At 68.1% G+C, this 19239-nt stretch carries 23 protein-coding genes; 8 read left to right on the forward strand and 15 right to left on the reverse strand.

Annotated features, from left to right (window positions below; translation table 11 throughout):
- Nucleotides 1–120, forward strand: a 120-nt coding sequence (locus ACESMO_RS09575) for a transposase (RefSeq protein WP_372706167.1), incomplete at its 5' end; no start/stop codon positions are given.
- A gap of 230 nt (nucleotides 121–350) precedes the next feature.
- Here the strand turns inward: ACESMO_RS09575 and ACESMO_RS09580 are convergent.
- From ACESMO_RS09580 to ACESMO_RS09610, 7 genes are all read right to left on the reverse strand, one after another.
- On the reverse strand, nucleotides 351–737 hold the full coding sequence (locus ACESMO_RS09580; protein WP_372707934.1) for a M15 family metallopeptidase: 387 nt from the start codon (nucleotides 735–737) through the stop codon (nucleotides 351–353).
- Complete coding sequence (locus ACESMO_RS09585) at nucleotides 734–1018, reverse strand: hypothetical protein (protein ID WP_372707935.1); 285 nt, start codon at nucleotides 1016–1018, stop codon at nucleotides 734–736. The genes ACESMO_RS09580 and ACESMO_RS09585 overlap by 4 nt, the downstream gene beginning before the upstream one ends.
- On the reverse strand, nucleotides 1015–1173 hold the full coding sequence (locus ACESMO_RS09590) for a hypothetical protein (protein WP_372707936.1): 159 nt from the start codon (nucleotides 1171–1173) through the stop codon (nucleotides 1015–1017). Before ACESMO_RS09590 ends, ACESMO_RS09585 begins: the two co-directional genes overlap by 4 nt.
- Nucleotides 1174–1177: 4 nt before the next feature.
- On the reverse strand, nucleotides 1178–2608 hold the full coding sequence (locus ACESMO_RS09595) for a DUF2793 domain-containing protein (protein WP_372707937.1): 1431 nt from the start codon (nucleotides 2606–2608) through the stop codon (nucleotides 1178–1180).
- Between the two features lie 282 nt (nucleotides 2609–2890).
- The gene (locus ACESMO_RS09600; RefSeq protein ID WP_372707938.1) at nucleotides 2891–3619 is read right to left on the reverse strand and encodes an anti-sigma factor domain-containing protein; all 729 of its coding nucleotides are present in this window, start codon (nucleotides 3617–3619) and stop codon (nucleotides 2891–2893) included.
- Nucleotides 3616–4173 (reverse strand): sigma-70 family RNA polymerase sigma factor, encoded by a 558-nt coding sequence (locus tag ACESMO_RS09605; protein WP_372707939.1) that lies wholly within the window; start codon nucleotides 4171–4173, stop codon nucleotides 3616–3618. Before ACESMO_RS09605 ends, ACESMO_RS09600 begins: the two co-directional genes overlap by 4 nt.
- Before the next feature lie 62 nt (nucleotides 4174–4235).
- Nucleotides 4236–4709: a DUF4112 domain-containing protein gene (locus tag ACESMO_RS09610; RefSeq protein WP_372707940.1), complete on the reverse strand. Its 474-nt coding sequence runs from the start codon at nucleotides 4707–4709 to the stop codon at nucleotides 4236–4238.
- Between the two features lie 71 nt (nucleotides 4710–4780).
- Here ACESMO_RS09610 and ACESMO_RS09615 point away from each other — a divergent pair, with 71 nt between their 5' ends.
- Nucleotides 4781–5731 (forward strand): endonuclease/exonuclease/phosphatase family protein, encoded by a 951-nt coding sequence (locus ACESMO_RS09615; RefSeq protein ID WP_372707941.1) that lies wholly within the window; start codon nucleotides 4781–4783, stop codon nucleotides 5729–5731.
- Here ACESMO_RS09615 and ACESMO_RS09620 read toward each other — a convergent pair.
- From ACESMO_RS09620 to ACESMO_RS09645, 6 genes are read right to left on the reverse strand one after another with little or no spacing between them, the layout of a single operon-like run.
- A complete protein-coding gene (locus ACESMO_RS09620; RefSeq protein ID WP_372707942.1) occupies nucleotides 5712–6932 on the reverse strand; it encodes a CCA tRNA nucleotidyltransferase in 1221 nt (406 codons plus the stop codon). The genes ACESMO_RS09615 and ACESMO_RS09620 overlap by 20 nt on opposite strands.
- Nucleotides 6929–7591: a CoA pyrophosphatase gene (locus ACESMO_RS09625; RefSeq protein ID WP_372707943.1), complete on the reverse strand. Its 663-nt coding sequence runs from the start codon at nucleotides 7589–7591 to the stop codon at nucleotides 6929–6931. Before ACESMO_RS09625 ends, ACESMO_RS09620 begins: the two co-directional genes overlap by 4 nt.
- On the reverse strand, nucleotides 7588–8154 hold the full coding sequence (locus ACESMO_RS09630; protein WP_372707944.1) for a DUF1285 domain-containing protein: 567 nt from the start codon (nucleotides 8152–8154) through the stop codon (nucleotides 7588–7590). Before ACESMO_RS09630 ends, ACESMO_RS09625 begins: the two co-directional genes overlap by 4 nt.
- 56 nt (nucleotides 8155–8210) lie before the next feature.
- On the reverse strand, nucleotides 8211–8687 hold the full coding sequence (locus tag ACESMO_RS09635; protein WP_372707945.1) for a GNAT family N-acetyltransferase: 477 nt from the start codon (nucleotides 8685–8687) through the stop codon (nucleotides 8211–8213).
- A gap of 34 nt (nucleotides 8688–8721) precedes the next feature.
- Nucleotides 8722–9495 carry an enoyl-CoA hydratase gene (locus ACESMO_RS09640; RefSeq protein ID WP_372707946.1) on the reverse strand — a complete coding sequence of 258 codons (774 nt, stop codon included), beginning with the start codon at nucleotides 9493–9495 and terminating at the stop codon, nucleotides 8722–8724.
- Nucleotides 9492–10583: an MBL fold metallo-hydrolase gene (locus ACESMO_RS09645; RefSeq protein WP_372707947.1), complete on the reverse strand. Its 1092-nt coding sequence runs from the start codon at nucleotides 10581–10583 to the stop codon at nucleotides 9492–9494. The genes ACESMO_RS09640 and ACESMO_RS09645 overlap by 4 nt, the downstream gene beginning before the upstream one ends.
- A gap of 124 nt (nucleotides 10584–10707) precedes the next feature.
- Here ACESMO_RS09645 and ACESMO_RS09650 point away from each other — a divergent pair, with 124 nt between their 5' ends.
- The 4 genes from ACESMO_RS09650 to ACESMO_RS09665 all read left to right on the forward strand — a co-directional run bounded on the left by ACESMO_RS09650 (nucleotide 10708) and on the right by ACESMO_RS09665 (nucleotide 14070).
- Nucleotides 10708–11670, forward strand: coding sequence for a hypothetical protein (locus tag ACESMO_RS09650; protein WP_372707948.1), 963 nt, complete (start codon nucleotides 10708–10710; stop codon nucleotides 11668–11670).
- Between the two features lie 106 nt (nucleotides 11671–11776).
- Nucleotides 11777–12574, forward strand: a complete 798-nt coding sequence (xth, locus tag ACESMO_RS09655) for an exodeoxyribonuclease III (protein WP_372707949.1) — start codon at nucleotides 11777–11779, stop codon at nucleotides 12572–12574.
- Between the two features lie 2 nt (nucleotides 12575–12576).
- The gene (locus ACESMO_RS09660; protein WP_372707950.1) at nucleotides 12577–13092 is read left to right on the forward strand and encodes a hypothetical protein; all 516 of its coding nucleotides are present in this window, start codon (nucleotides 12577–12579) and stop codon (nucleotides 13090–13092) included.
- Nucleotides 13093–13164: 72 nt separating this feature from the next.
- Nucleotides 13165–14070: a cobalamin biosynthesis protein CbiG gene (locus tag ACESMO_RS09665; protein ID WP_372707951.1), complete on the forward strand. Its 906-nt coding sequence runs from the start codon at nucleotides 13165–13167 to the stop codon at nucleotides 14068–14070.
- On the opposite strand, the gene recN is transcribed toward ACESMO_RS09665, so the two are convergent.
- Both recN and ACESMO_RS09675 read right to left on the reverse strand, forming a co-directional pair.
- Nucleotides 14067–15767, reverse strand: a complete 1701-nt coding sequence (recN, locus tag ACESMO_RS09670) for a DNA repair protein RecN (protein WP_372707952.1) — start codon at nucleotides 15765–15767, stop codon at nucleotides 14067–14069. The two genes, ACESMO_RS09665 and recN, sit on opposite strands and share 4 nt — an antisense overlap.
- A gap of 102 nt (nucleotides 15768–15869) precedes the next feature.
- Nucleotides 15870–16727: an outer membrane protein assembly factor BamD gene (locus ACESMO_RS09675; protein ID WP_372707975.1), complete on the reverse strand. Its 858-nt coding sequence runs from the start codon at nucleotides 16725–16727 to the stop codon at nucleotides 15870–15872.
- Nucleotides 16728–16921: 194 nt separating this feature from the next.
- On the opposite strand from ACESMO_RS09675, the gene ACESMO_RS09680 reads away from it, so the two are divergent.
- Together ACESMO_RS09680 and ACESMO_RS09685 are read left to right on the forward strand one after the other, a co-directional pair.
- On the forward strand, nucleotides 16922–17857 hold the full coding sequence (locus ACESMO_RS09680; RefSeq protein ID WP_372707953.1) for a ribose-phosphate pyrophosphokinase: 936 nt from the start codon (nucleotides 16922–16924) through the stop codon (nucleotides 17855–17857).
- A gap of 78 nt (nucleotides 17858–17935) precedes the next feature.
- Nucleotides 17936–19117, forward strand: a complete 1182-nt coding sequence (locus tag ACESMO_RS09685) for a hypothetical protein (RefSeq protein WP_372707954.1) — start codon at nucleotides 17936–17938, stop codon at nucleotides 19115–19117.
- Nucleotides 19118–19239: the final 122 nt, after the last annotated feature.

A 19239-nucleotide genomic window follows, 5' to 3' on the forward strand; every position in this document is an offset into this window, starting at 1 on the left:
ATCGAGAACATGTTCGGCAGGCTCAAGGACTGGCGGCGCATCCACACCCGCTACGACCGATGCGCACACACCTTCATGTCTGCCATCACTATCGCCGCCACGGTGATCTTCTGGCTATGATCAATGAGTCCTGAGCCTAGCCATGCCAAGGTTCCCGCCGTTGATTTTGCTGAGGTACTTTTCGTTCACCACGTCGGCTTCCCGGCAGAATTTACCGGGCACCGGGCAGGAATTGCCGACTTACCAGGCAGCTTGTGCCGGTGTGGGCGTTCGTACCGGGGGAATTATGTCTTACCAGCGGCACCGACGCCGTCGACGCGTCTCTTGGCGAGGCTGGCCCGTCGGCAACCTCACGGAAAAACCCTCCGGTCGAGTTCGAAATGGGGGCCGTCGCGCAGGGTCGACCAGTCGCCGCCCCAGACGATGGCCGTGCCCTGCCGGACGGCAGCGGCCTTGAACGCGGCCGCGATGCGCGGATACAGCGGCCAGTCCCAGCGCACCTGCCCGTCCACAAGCGCCGCCACGTCCACGGCATGTCCCGTCAGGTGGCGGGACTTGCGCGTGCGGCTGGCTCCGGCCCGCAGGAGCGCCACCTGCCGCTGGGGCGTCCGCAGTCCCTCGGTGACCATGAAGTCGACGGGCGTGAGCGCCGCCGCTTCCTTCACCAGCGCCACCAGACGGGGATGAACGCCCACCAGCCGGGCCAGGGATCGACTGGAGAGTCGAAAGGCCGTCACTTGCGTTCACCGCTCAGCCGGCGACCGACGACCGACAGACTGGCGATCAATTGCTGGGCCGTCGGCGCGACGAGATAGAGCACCATTGTGAGGCCCAGCAGGCCCATCAAGGCCTGCGCCAGTCGTGGCGCGTACTCGGGCGGAAGCGCGACGATCACACGATCCAACACCAGCCATGCCGCCATGCTCGTCCCATAGACATAGAGGCGGCGCCACAACCAGCGGCCTTCGGCGAGGGTTTGCGGCGGCGGCGGCGGCGGCGTTTCGGAAACGTCGGTCATGTCATGTCTCCTGAAGCGTCAGCCCAGTCGATCCGCCGGCACGACCCGCTTTCCGCATAGAGTTCGTCGCGGGTCAGGCGGCGGGGCGCGTCCCATGCGTCCTCATCGAGAAGTTCGGGCTCGACGCCGAGGTTTGAATGCCAATCGAAATTCATGGCGTCACCCGATCGCGATCAGCCAGACGACGCCCGACGCGCCCGAGCCTCCGGCTCCGCCCGCCAGGACGCCGGCCCCGCCGCCTCCACCTCCACCGCCCGATGCACCGCCGCTTGCGCCCGAATGACCGGCGCCGGACCAGTGAAGCCCTGGCATGGGCGCGCCCCACCCGCCGCCGCCCGACCATCCGACCCCAGCGGAACCGCCGATCGCTTTGACTGCGAGCGCGCCGCCGTCGCCACCGACCCCTCCGGATCGAGCGACGCCGCCGACATCCAGGCCGCCGCCGCCGGGCGCGTCGGGTCGCGCCATGGACTGACCGCCGCTCGCGTCGGTTGCGACGCTTGATGAGCCCCCGCCGTTAGAACCGGCCGAGCCGCCGCCTCCCACGCCGCCGGTCCCCGCCAGCGCGTCGCCCAGCCCGCCGCCACGGCCGCCGGCCCCGACGAGGAGCGCGGTCACGCCGAGCGAGATGGAGGATTGGAGGCCCACGGATCCCGTCCCTGCCGCTCCGCCGGTCCCGCCCGCGCCGACCAAGACGTCCAGGCCAGCGGTCAGTTCATGCGCCGGCCAACCCGCCCGGCCGACGCCGCCGGCTCCGCCCCCGCCACCGCCGTGGCGTGCCCCCGAAGCGGCGAAAGCGCCAGCACCGCCGCCCCCGCCGCCGCCGACCACGACCGCATCGATCGTTTGGGCCCAGACCGGGACCACATAGGCTCCGTCGGAGGTGAAGGCCGTAAGCTCCCGGCGGCCCGCTCCCAGAGCGAAAGACGTCCTGCCTGTCGTGCGATCCACCGAAAAGGCCTCGCGCCAGGTCGCGCCGTCCGGGCTAATCTTGAGCTTCAGATCGTCGTCGCCGATCAGCCCGAGCTCGGCCCGTCCGCCGTAGCCGCTCTGGAACAGCAGCGAGAGCACGTCCGTTGCGCTTTCCTTGTTCAGGGTCAGACGGAGATCGCCGTCGCCGCCCGCACCCGCTTCGAGCGCCGTCCACAGCGCCGTGTTCAGCCTGGCGGCAAAGGGGTTGGACGCATCGGCGGTCGTCCCGATACCGAGACGGCTGAGCCCTTGGACCATACCCAGTCGGCTTCCCAGCGCGCGCCACGTCGTGCCGTGACGCACGACGATCTCGTCCGCGTCGAGAACGAGCGCGATCAGGCCTTCGGAAACCTCGACGGCCCGCCAGCCACCGGCCTCCGCGCGCATCAGCGCGCCTTCCGCGCGACCGGCCCAGGCCGCGCCCGTCGCTGCGACTGGAAGAATATAGAGGACGCCGTCGGCGGGGTCCGCCGGTTGGGCGGAGACCGACCGGCTCGCCACCGCCGTCTGCACCAGGGCATCAAGCCGCGTCAGCGACTCGTTCAGGGTGACGTGTTTCTGCATCTGGCCCGCCGCCAGAAAGGGCAGGCCGAGTCGGGGCGTCTGGTCGTCGCTCATGTGGGAGGTCTCCGATGTGAGGTCGGAGATCAGTCTGGGCGCGCCGCCGGCTCAGGCGCGCTCATGACGCTGAGGAGCGAACGAAGCCATGCAACATCAATCGCTTGGCGCGCATCGATATGAAGACTGACGAGCGAAGGCTAGCGGGGAGGCCGTTGGGGAAGGGCTGGACGACCGCCCCGCCGACGGGGCCGCGGCTGTCAGGACCAGTCGACCCGCCGGGGCGAACCGCAGAGGCCCCATCGCATCAAGCTGCGTTCGCGCGAGCGTCGCGGATGCGCTTCAGAGCTGCTGGAAATCGCCCGACGCCACGACGGGACCGTCGGGCTTCGTCGCCCCCGGCGTGTGACCGGGCGCTTCCATGGAGACGGCCACCTGAATGGCTTGCCCCGCCATTCCGGCCTTCGCGCGATCGAGACTGTGTCGCGACGTCGCTGATCCGTCGATGGCACCGACCAACTGGACCCCGCCCTTGGGCATGATCAGCCACAGGTGCGGCACGCGCGCGTCGCCGGCCATTTCCTTGGTCGGTGCAAGGTACAAATTCCCGGTCTGAGCATCATAGGCCAACGTCATCGCTGCGGCCCCGTCCTCAAGAGTGAGGGTCGCGACGCGGGTGATCGCTCCGGCGGGAGGAGCCGTCACGGATTGGGGCGCCGGAGAGGGCTGGGCCAACAGAACGACGACCGCCGCCAGACTGGCCGCCAACAGGCCCGTCGAACCGATGGCCCACCGGCGCCAGAAGGCCACCCGGACGTTGTCGTTGGCCGCGACCGGCGTCAGGCCCGCCTCGACCCGGGGCCAGACGGCCGCCGACGGCGCGACGGGCGCGATGCCTTCGGCGAAGGCGGCCAGTCTCTCGTTCCAGCCGTCGACATCGGCCGCGAAGGAAGGTTCGGCTTCGACGCGCGCGCGCGCGCCCGCCTCTTCAGCGGGCGACAGCAAGCGCAGCGCCAGTTCGCCGGCCAGGACCGCGTCCTCGTTGATGGCGTCGTCCGTCGTGTCTGTCATTGATCGAGGCAGCTCCTCAGCCTCATCAGCCCCCGGCGAATCCAGCTCTTCATGGTCCCCAGAGGCACGCTCTCGCGCTGCGCCAGGGCGTCATAAGTCACGCCTTCCAGAAAGGCGGTCCGGATCGCGCCTCCGGTCTTGTCGTCGAGCTGACCAAGGCACTCGTTCAAGCGACGAATGTCATCGACGGTCTCGACGGCCTGCGACGGCGAAGGGGTGCCGTCCGCCACTTCGAAGGCGGCATCGATGGATGTCGACTTGCGGAAGCCCGCGCCGGAGCGCAGCCGGTCGATCGCCCGGTTGCGGGCGATCGTCACCAGCCAGGTTATGGGGCTGGCGCGCGAAGGGTCGAAACTCTCGGCCTTCCTCCAGACGGTGAGATAAGTGTCCTGCAAGACGTCCTCGGCCAATTGGCGATCGGCCAAGATACGCAAGGTCACGCCCAACAGTTTCGCCGAGGTCGCTTCATAGACGCGACGGAAGGCCGCGCGGTCCCCCTGGCCCGCCAGGCCGAGGGCCGCGGCCAGTTCATCGCGGGTCAGGATGGCGCTCATTCTCACGTCCGGGAAAGCTGATTGATCGACATGCCGGGGGCCGTCGGGGTTCGTCAAGACGCTCAGTCGTGCAGATAGACGACGCGTCGAAGCTTCGGGTCGCGCCTCATGTCCGCGAGATGCCGCTCGTGTTGTCCGCTGGCTCGCGCGTCGCGCTCGCTGGCCTCGACCCAGTGGGTGCTCTCGATGTCCTTCTGGAGGGCCCTGGCAGCCAAGAGGTGACCCGGGAAGAAGAAGTCCACGACGTCGAAGACGATCGGCACTACCTCCCCCACGGCCGAAGTCGCGCTGTCGAGGCCCAGGTAACCCAGCATCCGGATCACGGTGCCCGGCGACGCCTTGACCCGAGCAGCCTGTAGTAACAGCCAGCCGGCCGCACCGACGCTATAGGCGGTGCCGACGACGGGGATCCAGGTCAGAAGCCCATCCAGACCGACGCCGAAGGGGCCGATACCGATCGCGCGATCCGACAGCTTCTTGATGCCCTCGACATTCGACCAGATTTTCTCGATATCCGCGACGGACCGTCTGGGCATGCCGTCCTCCCACAAGCGAGACCGTAAAGCGCGATGACACCGCCTGTTCAACCGGAACGCAAGCGGCGCGGATGAGATTCCGACACGGGCTCTTCCGTGTTCTGGCGGCCGGCCTGATCGCCGCGCCCCTGTTCCTCGCGCTTGCGGCGTTGGGCGGCATGCGCAACCAGTACGCAGACCTGCTGGTCCAGTTCGTCGCACCGACAACGATCGGCACCCTCGCCCTCGTCGCGGGCTTCGCGGCAGCTCGGAAATGGCGATGGTCGGCCATGGCGTGCGGCGTGGCGGCGCTGCTTCTCGTCGCCGTCTGGCCGCAGTGGTTTCCAATAGCGTCGCGTCCCGCGAATGGCGCGCCCTCGATCCGGATTTACTCGGCCAATGTCTGGGTGCGAAACACCGACGTGGACGCCATTGCTGCCTCGATCCGCGACGCCGACGCCGACGCCGACGTGGTCATGCTGATCGAACTGGGCGACGCCACCGCCCCTCGGCTCGACGACCTTGTCCGCGACTACCCACACCGCGTCGCCAGCCCCCGCATCGATCGACCGAACGGCACCGTCAGATCGGTGATCGCTTCCCGCTATCCCTTGCGGGCTTCGCCTCGACCCATCGGGGTCGAAGCCGTAAGCGCCGTCGCGATCACGCTGCTGGGACCCGTCAACCTGATCAGCGTCCACCTGACCCGCCCGTGGCCGTTCGAGGAATCCTGGGGCCAGATCAGCCAGACCATGGGGTTGGAACAGACCGTGAGGGGCCTTGTCGGGCCCGTCATCATCGCCGGAGACTTCAACAGCGTCTCGTCGGCACGGATCGGTCGACAGGTTCAGGACAAGATCGGCCTGCGACCGGCGCCCGGCTTTCCGGGCACGTGGCCCAGCGCCTTGCCCCCACCGCTGTCGATCACGATCGACCAGGTCTACGCTTCGCCCGAGCTGGCGTTCACCAGCCGGCGTCTGGGTCGCGTCAATGGCTCCGACCACCGTCCGGTCATCGTCGAAGTCACCCGCGCGGCGCGGTGAGCAGGGCCTTGAGGCGTTCCGCATGACCGGTCGCCGGGAAGTCGTCCGCAACCCATGCGTCCTCGAAAGCCGTTAGAATCCGACCCGTTTCGGGTCCCGGCTCGACGCCCAGGCGGGCCAGTTCCTTGCCGCCTACGGGCATCAAAGGCACGGGCCACGACGAAATCAGGCCCAGCAAACGCTCCGCATCCGCCGTCCCTCCGGGCGCTTCGGCCCAGCGCCGAAGTAGGGCGTCGACGACGGTTCGCGCTCCGTGCCGATAGACCGCCGCCCGAACCTCCGCGTCATTCATCGACAGGGAAATCCCCGGCGCGGCGAGGGCGGCGAAGGCCAGCCGGTCGCGGGTGGAATTGGGAAACCGAAGGCGCGCGGCCGCGTCCCTGACGCCGCGCTCGTCCGACGGCAAAAGCGCCATCAGCCGCAGGACCGGGTCCGGGGTCTGTCTAACCATGGCATCGAACACGGGCGACAGGCTCCCTTCCGGAAGAATTCGCGACAGCACACTGGCCGTCGCCATGGCGGCAATCGCTGAACGGGGGTCTGGCGCCTCCAACAACTTCATCAGCTCCTTGAACACCCGCTCAGCCGACAACCGCGTCATGCCCGGAGCCAGCACAGCGCAGGCCGCAAGCGCCGCCGCGTCCGGTTCGCCCCGGCCATGCCAGGCGCGGAACCTAAAGAAACGCAGGATGCGCAGATAATCTTCCGTGATCCGGGTCGCAGGGTCACCGACGAACACGATACGGCCCGCCGCCGCGTCCGCCAGTCCCTCGCCGGTCGGGTCGAACACGCGCCCGTCCGCGTCGGCGTAGAGCGCGTTCAGGCGGAAGTCTCGGCGCGCCGCGTCCTCGGCCCAATCGTCGGTAAAGGCGACGGTGGCGTTGCGCCCGTCGGTTGAGACGTCGCGGCGCAGGGTGGTGATCTCGAACGGCATACGGTCCGCGACGGCGGTGACCGTGCCGTGAGCCATTCCTGTGGGCACGGCCTTCAACCCTGCCGCGCGAATGGCGCGCTCCGTGTCTTCGGGTTTCAGTGTGGTGGCGATGTCGATGTCGCCGACGGGCTGACCGATCACCGCATTCCGCACGCATCCGCCGACGAAGCGTGCGCAGCCCGCGCCGCCCACCGCCTCCAGCGCGGCGATGACAGCTCGGGTGGAACGCGCGGTCAGCCAATCCTGATCGGTCAGGCGCGCGGTCACGCCGCGTCCTCAGTCGCCGCCGTCTCCGGCGCGGCCTCTTCACCATAAAGCCGCGTGCGCAGAGCCCGAATGATGCCGGCCGTCACCCCCCAGATGTAGCGCTCACGATAGGGTACGGCCCAGAACCAGCGGCGCGGCTGGCCCTCCCGGTCATAAGAATCCCGGCGGTGATTGACGGCGTCCATCAGGAAATCCCACGGGACCTCGAACACTTCGGCGACTTCCTCGAGCGCGGGCTTCGTCTCGGGTCGTGAGGTCAACCAGCCCACCACGGGCGTCACCAGAAAACCGGTGCCGGTCTCGTAGGCGTCGCCCACCCCCAGAACCTCGACGAAGGACGGGTCTAGAGCCACTTCTTCCAAGGCCTCGCGCAGCGCCGCCTCGACAGCGCTCTCGCCAGGATCCAGCCGCCCGCCGGGGAAGGCGATCTGGCCGGTGTGGCTGGCCAGACTGTCGGCGCGGCGCGTCATCAGGACTGTCGCTCCTTCCGGCCCGGCAATGACGGGGATCAGGACGGCGGCGGGCCGCAGGGTCCGGACGGGTCGGTCGGCGTTCGGGTTCAGGTCGAAGTCCGACCGCGCCGCCGATTGGTCGGGCATCCAGCTTGTGACCGGCTCGAGCCTTTCGAGCAGACGTTCGCGCAGCGTCAAAAGACTCATTCCACCCCCGCCCCGACCGGCCCCAGCGCGAAGGTATCGCCCCCCGACCGCACGGTCAGGCGTCCGTCCTCGACCCGCGCCATCTCGACCAGTTCGTAGAACACCGGCCGCGCGATCCGCGCCCACAGGTCCGCCCGCACATGCACCGCCGGCGATGGCTCGCCGGTCTCCGGATCGGTCTCGACCCGGATCGGATGCTCCGCCCCCGCCTCAACCTCGTCGCCCACGTCCGTCGTGAAGATCAGCGCCCCGCTGCGGCTCGCAAGGCTCACCGCGCGAAACGGCAGGTCCTCGACCTGGATCGACAGTTTCTCGCCGGGCGTGACCAGCACATAGCCGTCGGCGTCCTTGCGCAGCACCGTCGAGAACAGCCGCACCAGCTCGGCCCGGCCGAGCGGCGAGCCTTCGTGCATCCAGACCCCATCGCGCCTGATGACGATGTCGATCTCGCCGCAATGGTCGGGATGCCACAGATGCACCGGCGGCCGGCCGCGGCCGGGTGCCTGGTTCGCGGCCTCGGCGACGCCGGCCAGCCCGGTCCTGGTATCTGGGGCTTGGATCATGGGTCCAGACTTAGGCTGCCTTTCCCGGTTGGGAAAGGTGCCCGGCCAAGCGGTCCTCAGGCCGCCGCCACCGGCCCTTCGGGCTCGCGAGCACCCCGCCAGAGCACGCGACGCTGATCCACCGGTCCCGGCAAGCGCGCATCAGGCGCGGATCGAAAGCCGAAACGGCCGAAATAGGGGAGGTCGCCGACCAGCAATACTCCGGTTTCGCCGGCGTGATCCAGACAGGCCTGCATGAGGTCCGCGCCCAGCCCCGCCCGGCGGCTGTCGGTGGCCACGGCGATCGGGCCGAGGAACAGCGCGGGCGCGTGACCCACCCTGATCGACCACAGCCGCACAGAACCGATCACCCGCGCATCCTCGCGCGCCAGAAACCCGGCGGCCACCGTCGCCCGCTCTCTCAACCGCTCAGCGGTTTTGGCGAACCGACCGGGCCCGAAGGCGGCCAGCACCAAAGCCTCGACCGCCGCCGCATCCGCCGAGGCTTCAATCTCGATGCGCGTTGGCGCTGGTGGGGCGAGGGTGTCGAACATCAGGGCGCGCAACTGGGGTCCGCTTGATCGCGAATCAACCGGCTTTCGAAAAATCGGGCGCGCGTTTCTGGGTGAAGGCCATGAAGGCCTCCATCGCCTCGGGACTCGACATCTGGCTGCCGAAGGCCTCGCCCTCACGCTGCATCAGCGCCCACAGGCGGTCAGCGTCGCGCATCAGCCGCTTGGTCTTGCGAATGGAATTGGGCGCTCGGGACGCCAGCCTGCCCGCCAGTTCCGCAGCTACGGCCTCGACCTGATCGGCGGGAACGGCCCGGTTGGCCAGGCCCCAAGCCAGGGCCGTAAGCCCGTCGATGGGCTCGCCAAGAGCGAATATCTCGAACGCCCGCTGATGACCCAGCACCTGTGGCAAAAGCAGCGACGACGCAGCCTCGGGCGCCAGCGCCAGATTGATGAACGGCGCGGACAGCAAGGCGTCCTCGGCCACCACCACCATGTCGCAATGCAGCAGCAGGGTCAGGCCAATGCCGACCGCGCGGCCTCGCACGGCGGCCACCGCCGGCTTGTCCAGCTCGGCCAGCGCCTTGAGGAATTGGAACACCGGCATCTCCGCCGGCTGCTGCCCTTGCGACCCCAAGGCGATGAAGTCGGCGATGTCGTTCCCCGCCGAGAAGCTGTCGCCATGTCCCTGGAAGACCATCACGCGAACGGCGTCGTCCGTCCGCGCGCGCACCGTGGCCTCGGCCAGGGCGGAATACATCGCCTGGGTGATGGCGTTCTTTTTTTCGGGACGGCAGAGGGTTACCGTCAGGACGCCGCCGGACAGTTCGGTCTGGATTTGATCGCTCACGCTTCGGTTTCCTGTGCAGTGGCCGTCCACCAGTCCACGCCGTCCGCGTCGCGTTCGCGGGCGACGCGGCCCCGGTGAAGCAGATAGTTGAGATGAGCCAGGCTCTCGCCCGTAGCCATGCCCCGCACGCCTTCGCCTACGGGCCGCGCGAACAGGGCGGAAAAGACGTCCACGGCCCGGCAGGGTTCCCGCAACGTGCGTTCCAGTCGTTTCAACGCTGTCATATGTCCCCGGATCAGCGCGTCCAGCCGCGTCTGCACGCCTCTGAAGGGTTCTCCGTGCGAGGGCAACACCAGCACATCGGCCGGAAACACCGTCTTCATCCGCTCCAGCGAATCCAGCCAGTCCCCCAGCGGATCGGCATCCGGCTCAGTCGGCCAGACCGAGACGTTCGATGATATCCTGGGCAGGATCTGATCGCCGCCCAGCAAGACGCCGTCGGCCTCGCGCCACAGGCAGGCATGTTCGGGACTGTGTCCCTCGCCCACGACGACCCGCCAGTCACGCCCCCCGATGGACAGCCGGTCGCCCTCGCGCATCCGGACGTAGCCGGGCGGCATGGCCGAGACGGCGCGGCCGAACTGGCCGTAGCCGGTTCGATAACCGTCGATCTGGGCCTCGTCCCAACCTGCCGCCCTGTAGAAGACCGCGCCGCATTCCGGAGCCGGCTGGCCGGTGTCGGCCAGCAGCATGCGGGCCATCACATATTCGAGACGTGTCATGACCAGCGGTGCGTCGAACCGGTCGCAAAACCACCCCGCCAGTCCGATGTGGTCAGGGTGCATGTGGGTGCAGATGACTCGCGTCACGGGTCTTCCGCCTAGCGGGCCGGCCAGCGCGGCGTCCCAGCTTTCGCGCGACGCGGCGATATTCAGGCCGCTATCGACGACGACCCAACCGTCGCCGTCCTCGACCGCGAAGACATTGATGTGGTCCAGCGCGATGGGCATGGACAGGCGCATCCACAGGACACCTTCCGCGACTTTGATCGCTTCGCCGGATTCAGGCAGGACGTCGAACGGATAGGTCAGGCCGCGCTCCTCGCGCGCCCAGTCTGGAATTCCTGCTGGAACCACGCCGTCGGCCAAGTCCGTCTCCAATCGCAACTAAGGATAGATAAGCTCAACGCCGGGTCCGCGTCCAGCGCCGCCTTGACCCCGCCACAACCGCCAGCCAAGGGTTGGGCTCATTTTTCGATGCCGGAGTTTGATCGTGTTTCACAAGACGCTGCTCGCCGTTGTCGGCGGTGCCCTGGCGCTGACGGTTTGCGCCGCCCAGCCGGCCTTCGCCCAGGAATTCCCCCAACGCGATCCCTCGGATGAGGCGTCAGGCAATATCCGTGGCGAACGGGTTCAACCGGGGCGCATAAACGAGCGCGAAGGCCGCGAGGAGCGGGAACGCCGCCCTCGCCCCGCCCCTGAGCCGACTCCGGAAGAGAACCGGGTCGCCGCCCAGGCCCTGCTGACCGCCGCCAACGTCGGCTGCCAGGTCACCGAGGCGGCGCGTCTCGGCGTCACCGCCCAGCAGGCGCTGACCTTCGAAGCGGTCTGCGCCTCAGGCCCCGGATACCTGGCCGTAGCGGGCACGCCGCCGCAGACCTTCAACTGCCTTGAACTGGCCGGTCAGGCGGTGACCACCCGCGAGCGCGAGCCTGCCGCCAACGTCGGCCAGCAGTGCACCTTGCCCGTCAACCAGAACGCCGTCCCCGTCGTCGGCACCTTTGCCCGTGAAGCCGGCATCACCTGCACCGTCGATCAGGCCGCCGCCTTCGCCATGAGCCTGGCCGGCAATCTGATTTATGAAGTCGGTTGCGCCGATCAGGACGGTTACTGGATCGAGAAGACCGAAGCCGGCTGGGATGTCTCGCCCTGCTTCGACCTGATCTTGCAGGGTGACAAATGCCGCTTCTCTACCGCCGCCGAATCCACCGGAGCCTGGAAGACTGTCCTGGCCGGCACGGAGGCCGCGCCTTGCGACGTCCAGCAGGCCCGTCGCGTCGGTCGAGACGCCCAGGGCCTGACCGTTTATGAAGTGAAATGCGTCGTGGGCGAGGGCTATTTCGCTCGCGTCGACGCTGGCACTAAAGCTCAGCGAATTCATCCCTGCGCCCAGGCCGCCCACATCGGCGGCGGGTGCACCCTGACCACGGTCGCCGCTGCGGCGACCACCGAGTAAGAACCGGCGAAATACCGGCCCGAACGCCCCGGGGTTCGCTCCGGGGCGTTTTTCGTTCGGCGATCCACGCTTCACAGACCGCCCCGACGCGCCGTAAGCATGGCGGATGCGCATCGCCACCTGGAACGTAAACTCGGTCAACGCCCGCCTGCCCACGGTGCTGGCCTGGCTTGAGGCGGCCCAGCCGGACGTCGTCGGCTTCCAGGAGATCAAATGCGTAGACGAGAAATTCCCCCGGGAGGCCTTCGAGGCCCTCGGCTACAATGTCGAGACCAATGGTCAGAAGACCTACAACGGCGTCGCCCTGCTCTCGAAATATCCGCTGAGCGACGTGCGGCGCGGTCTGCCCGGCATGGACGCGTCCGGCCTCGAGTCCGATTTCGAGCAGGCGCGGTATATCGAGGCGATTATCGAAGCCCCCCGCCCCGTCCGCGTCGGCTGTCTTTATCTGCCCAACGGCAATCCAATCGGGACTGAGAAGTTCGACTACAAGCTGGCATGGTTCGACCGGTTGCAGGCGCATGCACGCGATCTGCTGGCGCTGGAGGAAGCTTTCAGCCTGTGCGGCGACTACAACGTCATCCCGACTCCGGAAGACGCGAGGAACCCTGCCGCCTGGGTCGATGACGCGCTGTTCCAGCCGACCAGTCGGGCCGCTTTCCGCGCCCTCAAGAACCTGGGTCTGTCCGACGCTGGCGAACTGGGCGGGCAGCCCGCCGGGACCTATACCTTCTGGGACTATCAGGCCGGGGCCTGGCAGCGCGACCAAGGCATCCGCATCGACTTCCACCTGCTGTCCCCCCAGGCGGCCGACCGGTTCCAGGGGATCGAGACCCACCGCGACGCCCGGGACATGGAAAAGCCGTCCGACCACGTGCCCGTCGTCGTCGAACTGGAGGACTGAGCGTGGCCGAAGCGCTGAGGGTCATCCTTCTGGTGGCGCTCGCGGCCGCCGCACTCACCACCGCGGCCCTGATCCTCGCTTGGTGGATGGAACCCCTGCGTCGCATGCGGCGGGCCTTGCTGAAGTCGCTGGGCGCCGTGCCAGAGGCCGAAGCCCTGTCTCCCGCCGAAGGCCGGGCCGCCGGCCTTGACTTCGACGGGGCACAGGTGGCCGTCCTCTGGAACCGCGGCGGCGCGGGACTGGTCTATGCCTTCAATGAGATCGAGGGTGGCGAGATCATCGTCGACGGACACGTCGTGGCCCGCGTGCGGCGGGGCGAAGCGCGCAAGTCGCTGGACGTTCTCGCTCCCGATGCCGAACAGGTTGTGCTGCGCCTGATGTTCAACGACGCCAGGCATCCGGAGTTCGAACTGGCCCTTTGGGACGCGACCCTGCCCGTCCAGACCAGCTCGCCCGGCGAGGCTCTGCGGCTGGGGCGGCGCTGGCTGTCCCATCTTGAGGCGATGCTGAAGGGCTGATCGCCCTTCCTGCGCGGGCCGTGGAGCGCTAGAAGCCCGCAATCTGTTTCATGCGTACCCCGGAGCGCCCGCGTGGCCCGTCTTTTCGACGCCTACATCATCGCCGACTGGACCGCCGCCGAAGGCAAGAAGCTGGGCGACCAGTCCGTCTGGATCGGCGTGGCCAAGCGCGACGTGCGATTCCGCCTTTACACCGAGACCCACAACGTCGCCACGCGCGCCGAGGGCGAGGCCCTGCTGGCCTCCCTTCTGGCCGACCATCGCAAGCGGGGCGACCGGGTGCTGGTCGGGTTCGACTTCAACCTGGGCTATCCGGCCGGCACGGCCGAGCGGCTGAAGCTCAGCGGCAACCCATGGCGGGCGATGTGGAAATTCATCGCCTCAAACGTCGTGGACAAGGCGGACAACACCAACAACCGCTACCAGGTCGCGGCCAAGATGAACCGGCTGATGACCGACGAGGCGTGGCCCCTGTGGGGCGCGCCGGCCAAGCAGGCGCAGCGCTGGCTGACCACCACCAAGCCGCCGGCCGGATCGGGTGCCGACATCCCCGAGTTCCGCGCCACAGAAAACGCTGTCCGCAAGGGCAGGCTACAGCCCAAGAGCGTGTGGCAAATGCACGGTGCCGGCGCGGTCGGTGGCCAGACGCTGGTCGGTATCCCGGCCGTGCGTCGCCTGCTGGAAACGCTCGGCCCGTCCGCCGCGGTCTGGCCGTTCGGCACCGGCTGGCGCGCGCTGGACGCCGCCGACGTCGAACCGTTGTCGACCCTCGTCGTCGAGGTCTGGCCGTCGATGTTCGAGTGCAAGCCAACCCCTGGCGAGTTCAAGGACCAGGCCCAGGTCCGCTCCACGGCCGAGGCGCTGGCGAAGCTAGATGAGGCCGGCGACCTGTCCAAGGCCTTCGCGCCGCCCAAGGGCACGGACGAGGCGCTGATCGCGCGGGTGGAGCAGGAAGAAGGCTGGATCCTCGGGGTCTAGCCGATCAGCGCCCCCGCCGCAGCGCGGGCCTCGTCGGTGATGGTGGCGCCGGAGAGCATGCGGGCGATCTCCTCGCGCCGCGCGCCTTCGTCCAGGGCGTCGACCGTCGTCGTGGTCAGGCCGTCAACGTCGGCCTTGCGGACCTTCCAATGGGCATGGCCCCGCGCCGCGACCTGCGGGCTGTGGGTCACGACCAGAACTTGCGCGCCATGGGACAGGCGCTGCAGGCGGGTGCCGACGGCCTCGGCCACGGCGCCGCCCACGCCCTGATCGACCTCGTCGAAGATCATGACCGGCTGGCGCTGATTCTCGCGCCCCGCCAGGGCAGCTTTCATGGCCAGGGAAAATCGGGCCAGTTCACCACCCGAGGCGATGGCGTCCAGCGGCCCGTAGGTCGCTCCGGCGTTGGTGGCGATCTCGAACCGCGTGGTCTCGACGCCCATCGGTCCCCGCCGCCTCTCGGTTACAGGCTCGAAAGCGACGCGGAAGCGGGCGCGGTCCAGTTTCAGGGGGCTGAGTTCGCTCATCACGGCCGTGGTCAGCCGGTCGGCCGCTGCTTCCCGCACCGACGTCAGCAGTGTCGCCGCGACGTCATAGTCCTCTCGCGCGACCGCGGCGGCGCGCTCCGCCGCCGTGATCGCCTCGGCTCCATCCTCGATCAGCCTCAGCTGTTCGCGGAACCGGACGCGCAGGACCGGCAGGCTCTCGACCGAAGTGTTCAGCTTGCGGGCGGCGGCGCGCAGGGCGAACAACCGTTCCTCGGCCTTGTCGAGCCGACCCGGCTCGAAGTCGAAGGCGTTGGCGGCGGCGTCGACGCAGGCGATCGCCTCTTCGGCCTCGACCAGCGTGCGGTCGATGGCCTCGGCTGCGGCAGTCAGCTTCTGCAGCAGGGGGTGGTCCGCTTCGGCTCCCGCCTGCCCGGCCCGCTGGCGGGCGTGTTCCACGGCGCGCAGGGCCGAAGCCAGCTTCTGGGACAGCTTGTCCCCGCCCAGCGACGCGCGGGCATCGGCCAGATCGCCGATGGCCTTTTCCGCCGCGCCGAGAATGGCGCGTTCGCCCGCCAGTTCGGTTTCCTCGTCGGGACGGGGATCCAGTTCGTCCAGCTCGGTCAGACTCTGGGTCAGCTCCCCGGCGCGAGACGCGGCGTCGGCGGCCGCGGCCCTCAGGTCGGCGACGGTCCGGTCGGCGACCTTCAGGCGGTCGGCGGCTTCGGCGACCCCGCCAAGCTGGGGCTGCAGGCCGCCATAGGTGTCGAGCGAGGCGCGATGGGTCTTCCAGTCCAGAAGGCCGACGGTTTCATGCTGGCCATGCACTTCGACCAATGCCTGGCCGATCTCGCGCAAGGCCGTGACGCCGGCCGGCTGGTCGTTGACGAAAGCCCGACTGCGACCGTCGGCCGTCAGTGTCCGGCGTAGAATCAGTTCCTCGCCCGGCGCGACGTCGAAGCCCCGGTCGGCGATCATCTGGATCAATGCCGGATCGTCGGGCGCCGTGAACACGGCGGTGGCCGACGCCTGCTTCGCCCCGGCGCGAACCAGTCCCGTGTCCGCCCGAGCGCCGAGCGCGAGGCCGAGCGCGTCGAGGATGATGGATTTTCCGGCGCCGGTCTCGCCCGTCAGCACCGTCAAGCCGTCCTCGACCTCCAGATCGAGCGCGTCGACGAGAACGATGTCGCGAATGGACAGGGCGGTCAGCATGAAGTCGCGGTCGTCCGGATCTGATTCGACATGGCCGTCAGTCTAGCGGTCCTCGCCATTCATGACCGCCCCTTGCGCCCAAATCGGTCGAAAGGGCGCGACTCAGCCCGGAATGATCCGGCGCAGCCAGCTTTCGCGCTGGCCGGTCGGGGCCACTTCAAGTTGCTGGCCTTCCTCGCTCAACAGCGCGTAAGCCTCGGCGTACCAGGGGCTGCCCGGATAGTTGAAGCCCAGCACCGAGCCGTTGCGGTTCGCCTCGTCCCTCAAGCCCAACGTCAGATTGACCTCGACCAGACGATACAGCGCCTCGGGCGTATGCGAGGTGCGTTGGTAATCCTGGTTGTCGATCACTGACTTGTAGCGGTTGATCGCCGCCAGCGGCTGTCCCGCGCGTTGGTAATAGCGGCCGATCGCCATTTCCTTGCCGGCCAGCTGGTCGTTGACCATGTTGATCTTGACCGCCGCGTCGGTGGCGTAAGACGAGCCGGGATAGCGGCGGGAGACGTCGCGAAGGCCCGTGAGCGCCTGCTGGGCATAGCTCTGATCGCGGCCCACGTCAGTGATCTGTTCGAAATTGCAAAGGGCCTTCATGTAGAAGGCATAGGGCGCGGACGGATTGCCGGGGAACAGCTGGATGAAGCGGTCCGCAGCGGAGATCGCTTCAGCGTAGTTGTTGTTCTGGTAGTAGGCGTAGATCTGCATCAGGATCGCGCGACGCGACCATTCCGAATACGGATGCTGGCGCTCGACCTCCTGGAAATAGTCGATCGCGTCGGCCCAACGCCGGCTGTTCAGCCGCTGATAGCCGGTGTTGTAGAGCGCTTCGACCGGACGCTCCTCATAGGCCAGACGCGTGCGCTTCGCCCCGCCGGAGCAGGCCGGGATCGTCAGGACAGAAACGGCCACGGTCGCCAGGACCAGGCCGGCGCGGAACTTTGATGCAGGCAAGGACGACCTCAACTTGACAGGCCGGCGGGCGCTCACCCGTCGGCACCCCCGGAAACGAAGCGACCTCTATACCAGCGAACAGGGCCGCGCCAATGCGCGCTCTGATGCGGCTTTGCCTTTGTGGCGCGGCCGTCCCCTGATATGAAGCCCGCCAACGCGGCGGCCGCATTCTCAGCCGGGCGATGACGGCGAAAGGATGACCGGACATGAAGCTGCTCTCTGGCAACTCCAACCGGACCCTGTCCCTGGCGATCGCCGCCCACCTCGACATGCCCCTGACCAAAGCCCAGGTAAAACGGTTCGCAGACAACGAGGTCTTCGCCGTCATCGAGGAGAATGTCCGGGGCGAGGACGTCTTCGTCCTGCAGTCGACCAGCTACCCGGCCAACGACAATCTGATGGAACTGCTGATCATGACGGACGCCCTGGTCAGGGCGTCGGCCAAGCGGATCACGGCCGTCATGCCCTACTTCGGCTACGCGCGGCAGGATCGCAAGACCGGCGGCCGCACGCCGATCTCGGCCAAGCTGGTGGCCAATATGATCACGCGCGCCGGCGCGCACCGGGTCCTGACGATGGATCTGCACGCAGGCCAGATCCAGGGCTTCTTCGACATTCCAACCGACAATCTGGTGGCCACGCCGGTGCTCGCACAGGACATCAAGGATCACTATCCGCTCGGCGACGACCTGATGATCGTCTCGCCCGACGTGGGCGGCGTGGTCCGGGCGCGCTCGCTCGCCTTCCGGCTCAACGCCGACCTGGCGATCGTCGACAAGCGGCGGGCCCGGGTGGGCGACAGCGAGGTCATGAACATCATCGGCGACGTCGAGGGCCGCCGCTGCATCCTGTTCGACGACATCGTCGATTCCGGCGGAACTCTGGTGAACGCCGCCCAGGCTTTGATGGACAAGGGCGCGACAGAGGTCTCGGCCTACATCAGCCACGGCGTTCTGTCGGGTCCTGCGGTGCAACGCGTGGCCGACGGCCCGTTGAAGGAGCTGGTGATCACCGACTCCATTGAGCAGCCACACGAAGTTTTGAACTGTTCCAAGATCCGGAGCGTTTCGGTGGCCCCGTTGATCGGAGAGGCTATCCGTCGGATCGCTAACGAGGAGTCGGTGTCCAAGCTGTTCGACTGATCGTCTACCGGACAGACTTCGCCTCAAAAGCGCCGGGACGGACCGCTCTGGTTCTGGGGACAGTCCCGAGGAGTCACGATGAACCGTCCCTTCATGCGCCATGGACTTGCGCTCGCCGCCCTCGCCGTGGCCGCCACCCTCGCGGGCTGCGCCTCCAACCAGGCGGAGGTCGAAGCTGAAGCCGCCCGGGTCGCCGCCGAGGCCGCAGCCTTGGCCCGCATTCCGCCGCCGATCAGCCTGAACGACGGCGTAGCGCAGTCGGCTGCGGTCTATCTGGCCTTCTCCCGCGACATGGCAGCGCTTCGTGGCGGCTTTGCCGACGCCGAGTCGATCCAGGCGGCCTTGCGCCGCGGCTCGGCCTACGATCCGGCCCGGATTTCCCAAGGCTTGATCGCCTATGCCTCGATCCTCGCGTTACAGTCGCCGGAGTTCGTCGCGGGGGTCCGCCAATATGCCGGAGACCCGGCGACGCGTCAGAAACTGGTGGCCGACATTGTCGCCAATCCGGCATACGCGTCCATCCTCCCCGGTGCCGACGCTGCGGCGGGATTGATCATCGCCACCCTGGACGCCGAGATCGACGCGCTGGGCCGCGCCGCCGATTCTATCGAGTCCGACGCCTACACCATTCAGGAACGCGGCGATCCGCGTCGCGCCTGGGCCGTGGCGCACATCACCGACCGCGTGACGCGCCTTGAGGCCGCCAAGGCCGGGGCCAGCCAAACCATGCTGCCGTCGCCCGAGGAGTCCGCCCGCCTGCTCGCAGCCGGGACCAGCGGCGCGGGGCTGGTCGTCTCGACCGGGCGGCCGCGGACGGGCCCCTACCCGCCCGCGGTAACCAACGCCTTGGCCATCGCGGCCCTGGCGGCGCTCGGCGCTGCGGGCGAGCCGGCACGGGCCAACATCGAGGCGCTCCAGGCCGAGCAGAAAAGCGAGTCCTGCCTGAACGCCTCCAAGCTGAATCTTTATCAGTGCCTGGCTGCGTCCCGCCCGAGCTATGAGGACATGTTCTGCGTGGGGCGGCACGTCGTGCGCGATCTGGCGACCTGCGCGCGCGGTTCCGCCATGCCGGGGGCGATCATCACCGTGTCCAATCCCGAGACGGTCCGCGAACCGGCCATCGTCACCGCGCCGCTCGATCCCCCGGTCCGTTCCCCCGCCCCGACGATCATGCCCCCAGCAACGCCCCTGAATTCATCACCCACCTCCAGGCTGAACAGCGGCGTGGGCCAACCCACCCAAAGCCCGGCGCCGGATTGATCGCACGGACACGCTTTTGATTTTTTGACGTTCGGTTAGCATTCGGAAAACGCGGTCCGGCGCGTTATAAGGCTTTCCGGAATACAGGCGCGCCGGTCGCGCCACGCCTGCGTGGGGAATTC

This window comes from Brevundimonas sp. (assembly GCF_041688735.1).
GTDB lineage: Bacteria > Pseudomonadota > Alphaproteobacteria > Caulobacterales > Caulobacteraceae > Brevundimonas.